We start from the raw sequence: 3,019 nt of genomic DNA on the forward strand, positions 1-3,019 counted from the left end.
GGCGAAGTCGGCATCGTCGACCAGACCCCACGCCCTGACCCTGCCGAGCGCCTCGTCGACGGCCTCCGCGGCGTACTCCTTGTCGAGCAGCCGCTCGCGCAACTCGTGCTCACTGCGCGGCCGGTAGCGCAGGAGCCGGAGCGCGGCGTTCGCGGCCTCGTGCGCTTCAGGGGCCAGGGGCGGCAGGTCCGAGGACCCGGAGGGCCTGGCCTCCACTGCGGCGATCGCCGTACGGAGTTCCTCCGCCCCGGGCGCCCCGGCGCCGTGGGGCCCGCGGGTGTCCCTGCCCGACATCAGAACTCGACGGGCACCACGTCGATCGGCGCGTCCTCGTCGGACTCCGCCTCGATCTCGGCGATCTCCGCCCCCGCGCCGATATTCAGCTTGTCGAGGATCTTGCGCTCGATCTCGTCCCGCACCGACGGGTTCTCCTTGAGATACCGCCGGGCGTTCTCCTTGCCCTGGCCCAACTGGTCCGGTCCGTAGGTGAACCACGACCCCGACTTCTTGATGAAGCCGTTGTCCACGCCCATGTCGATGAGCGACCCCTCGCGGCTGATCCCCTCGCCGTAGAGGATGTCGAACTCCGCGATCTTGAACGGCGGCGCGACCTTGTTCTTGACGACCTTGCACTTGGTGCGGTTACCGACCGCGTCGGCACCGTCCTTGAGCGTCTCGATACGGCGCACGTCCAACCGCACCGACGCGTAGAACTTCAGCGCCTTACCACCGGTGGTGGTCTCCGGCGAGCCGAACATGACGCCGATCTTCTCGCGCAGCTGGTTGATGAAGATGGCGGTGGTGCCGGTGTTGTGCAGCGCGCCCGTCATCTTCCGCAGGGCCTGGCTCATGAGTCGCGCCTGCAGGCCGACGTGACTGTCGCCCATCTCCCCCTCGATCTCGGCACGCGGCACGAGCGCCGCCACGGAGTCGATGACCAGAATGTCGATCGACCCCGACCGGACGAGCATGTCCGCGATCTCCAGGGCCTGCTCACCCGTGTCCGGCTGGGAGACGATGAGGTTGTCCGTGTCCACGCCGAGCTTGCGGGCGTACTCCGGATCCAGGGCGTGCTCCGCGTCGATGAACGCCGCGATCCCGCCGGCCGCCTGCGCGTTGGCCACGGCGTGCAACGCGACTGTGGTCTTACCCGAGGACTCCGGGCCGTAGATCTCCACGACGCGTCCCCGGGGGAAGCCCCCCACGCCCAGTGCCACGTCGAGCGACAGCGCCCCGGTCGGGATGACCTGGACCGGCGGCCGGTTGTCGTCACCCAACCGCATGACCGAGCCCTTGCCGTAGGCCTTGTCGATCTGCGCGAGGGCCAGTTCCAGCGCCTGTTCGCGATTCTGGGCCACGCCCGTCTTGGTCCCCGACTTCGCGGTGGTCTTGGGTGCCATGGTGCTCTCCGTTCCTGCGCGACCCCCGGCGTCCGGCCGATCGGTCTGGGTGGTGATTCAGTTGCGGACGTTACGGGCCGGGTACGACATGAGCGTCTCGCGCGAACCCGGCGACCGCTTTCCTGTGGAGGAAGGGCGCCCTGTGGACGGGGCGAACCGTCATCACGTGACACCCAGTGTAGGCGAACGGGTGTTCGAGGTCGACCGACACGCCGCACCCGGAGCACTAGCCCCGGTGATTCACGGGGATCTGCGGATCGCTGGGCGAAAATAGACCGAAGTGCTTCCTGAACAGGCGAAACTGGGACTTGTCTAAGGTTCCATGTTCTCCAGCAGAAAGCACTCGGTAGGTGAAGCGTACTTCGTGGTCGGCCGGTCTGTCCGTTACTGCTGATGGTGTCGGGGTGATCTCCCACGCTGGGTCCATCGTGCCTCGGCTTCTGGCTGATCAGGTCGGTCTGACCGCCGAGCTGTCAGGGGCCATGGCTCGCCGCCGGTTCATCCCGATCCACGATCGCGGCCGGGTGTTGATCGACGTCGCGGTGATGCTCGCCGATGGCGGCGAGTCCATTTCCGACATCGGCGTCCTGCGCCACCAATCCGAGGCTTTGGGCCCGGTGGCGTCGGCCCCGACGGTGTGGCGCACACTCGATGAGGTCACCCGCCGGCAAGCGCAAGAAGATCCAGGTGGCGCGAGCTCGCACGCGGCGGCACGTGTGGTCCCACCTGCCCGGCGGAGTACCCGCATCGGCGTGTGCGGGGCGGGATCTGGGATCGACGGTCGTGCTCGATGTGGATGCCACCATCGTGGTCACGCACAGCGAGAAGGAACATGCAGCTCCGACATATAAGCGCACGTTCGGGTACCACCCGATCGGGGTGTGGTGCGACAACACAGAAGAGTTTCTCGCCGCGAGCCTGCGCCCGGGCAACGCCGGGTCCAACACCGCTGCCGACCACATCGACGTCCTGGGCCAGGCAATCGCGCAGATCCCCGCCAGTCATCGGCGTGATCTGCTGATCCGCTCCGACGGTGCCGGCGCCTCCCACGACCTGCTGGAGTGGATCACCGAGCAGAACCGCGTCCGTGGTCGACAGGTGGAGTACTCGGTCGGCTTCGCTATCACTGCCCCGATTCGCCGGGCCATCGCGACCTGCCCCGAAGCCGCGTGGGGACCAGCGCTCAACCCCAACGGGGACATTCGCGACGGGGCCGACATCGCGGAGCTGACCGGGTTCCTCGCTCCCGGGATGCTGGCCAAGTGGCCAGACGGGATGCGGGTCATCGTGCGCCGCGAACGGCCCCACCCGGGTGCTCAGTTGTCGATGTTCGAGGAGATCGACGGGTGGCGCTACCAGGCTTTTGTCACCAACACCGCCACCGGCCAGCTCCAGTTCCTCGAGGCCCGACACCGGGCTCACGCCCGGGTCGAGGACCGGATCCGCCACGCCAAAGACACCGGCCTGGGCAGGCTTCCCTCGCGGGAGTTCGCTCTCAACCAGGCTTGGCTGGTGGCGGTGATGATCGCCGCTGACCTGGTGGCCTGGACTCGGATGCTGGCCTGCATCGGCGAGGCCGCCGTTCTGGCCTTGTGCGAGCCCAAAGCGCTGCGCTACCG

2 protein-coding genes and 1 pseudogene are annotated in these 3,019 nt (G+C 67.7%); 1 reads left to right on the forward strand and 2 read right to left on the reverse strand.

The genetic code is table 11. From position 1 onward, the window contains the following. Together G6024_RS11490 and recA are read right to left on the reverse strand one after the other, a co-directional pair. A partial coding sequence (locus G6024_RS11490; protein ID WP_478213489.1) for a regulatory protein RecX occupies nucleotides 1–294 on the reverse strand: 294 nt, incomplete at its 3' end. Then, a complete protein-coding gene (gene recA / locus G6024_RS11495) occupies nucleotides 294–1,400 on the reverse strand; it encodes a recombinase RecA (protein ID WP_067717750.1) in 1,107 nt (368 codons plus the stop codon). The genes G6024_RS11490 and recA, both read right to left, overlap by 1 nt. A 350-nt stretch (nucleotides 1,401–1,750) precedes the next feature. Between recA and G6024_RS11500 the strand changes: the two are divergent. Next, nucleotides 1,751–3,019 (forward strand): annotated as a pseudogene (locus G6024_RS11500) (IS1380 family transposase); the annotation flags it as partial.

Source organism: Dietzia maris (assembly GCF_014144855.1).
GTDB classification, from domain to species: domain Bacteria; phylum Actinomycetota; class Actinomycetes; order Mycobacteriales; family Mycobacteriaceae; genus Dietzia; species Dietzia kunjamensis.

Excerpts from the sequence above, each read along its gene's own strand:
- recA (WP_067717750.1), bottom strand. The coding sequence starts at position 1,400 with ATGGCACCCAAGACCACCGCGAAGTCGGGGACCAAGACGGGCGTGGCC.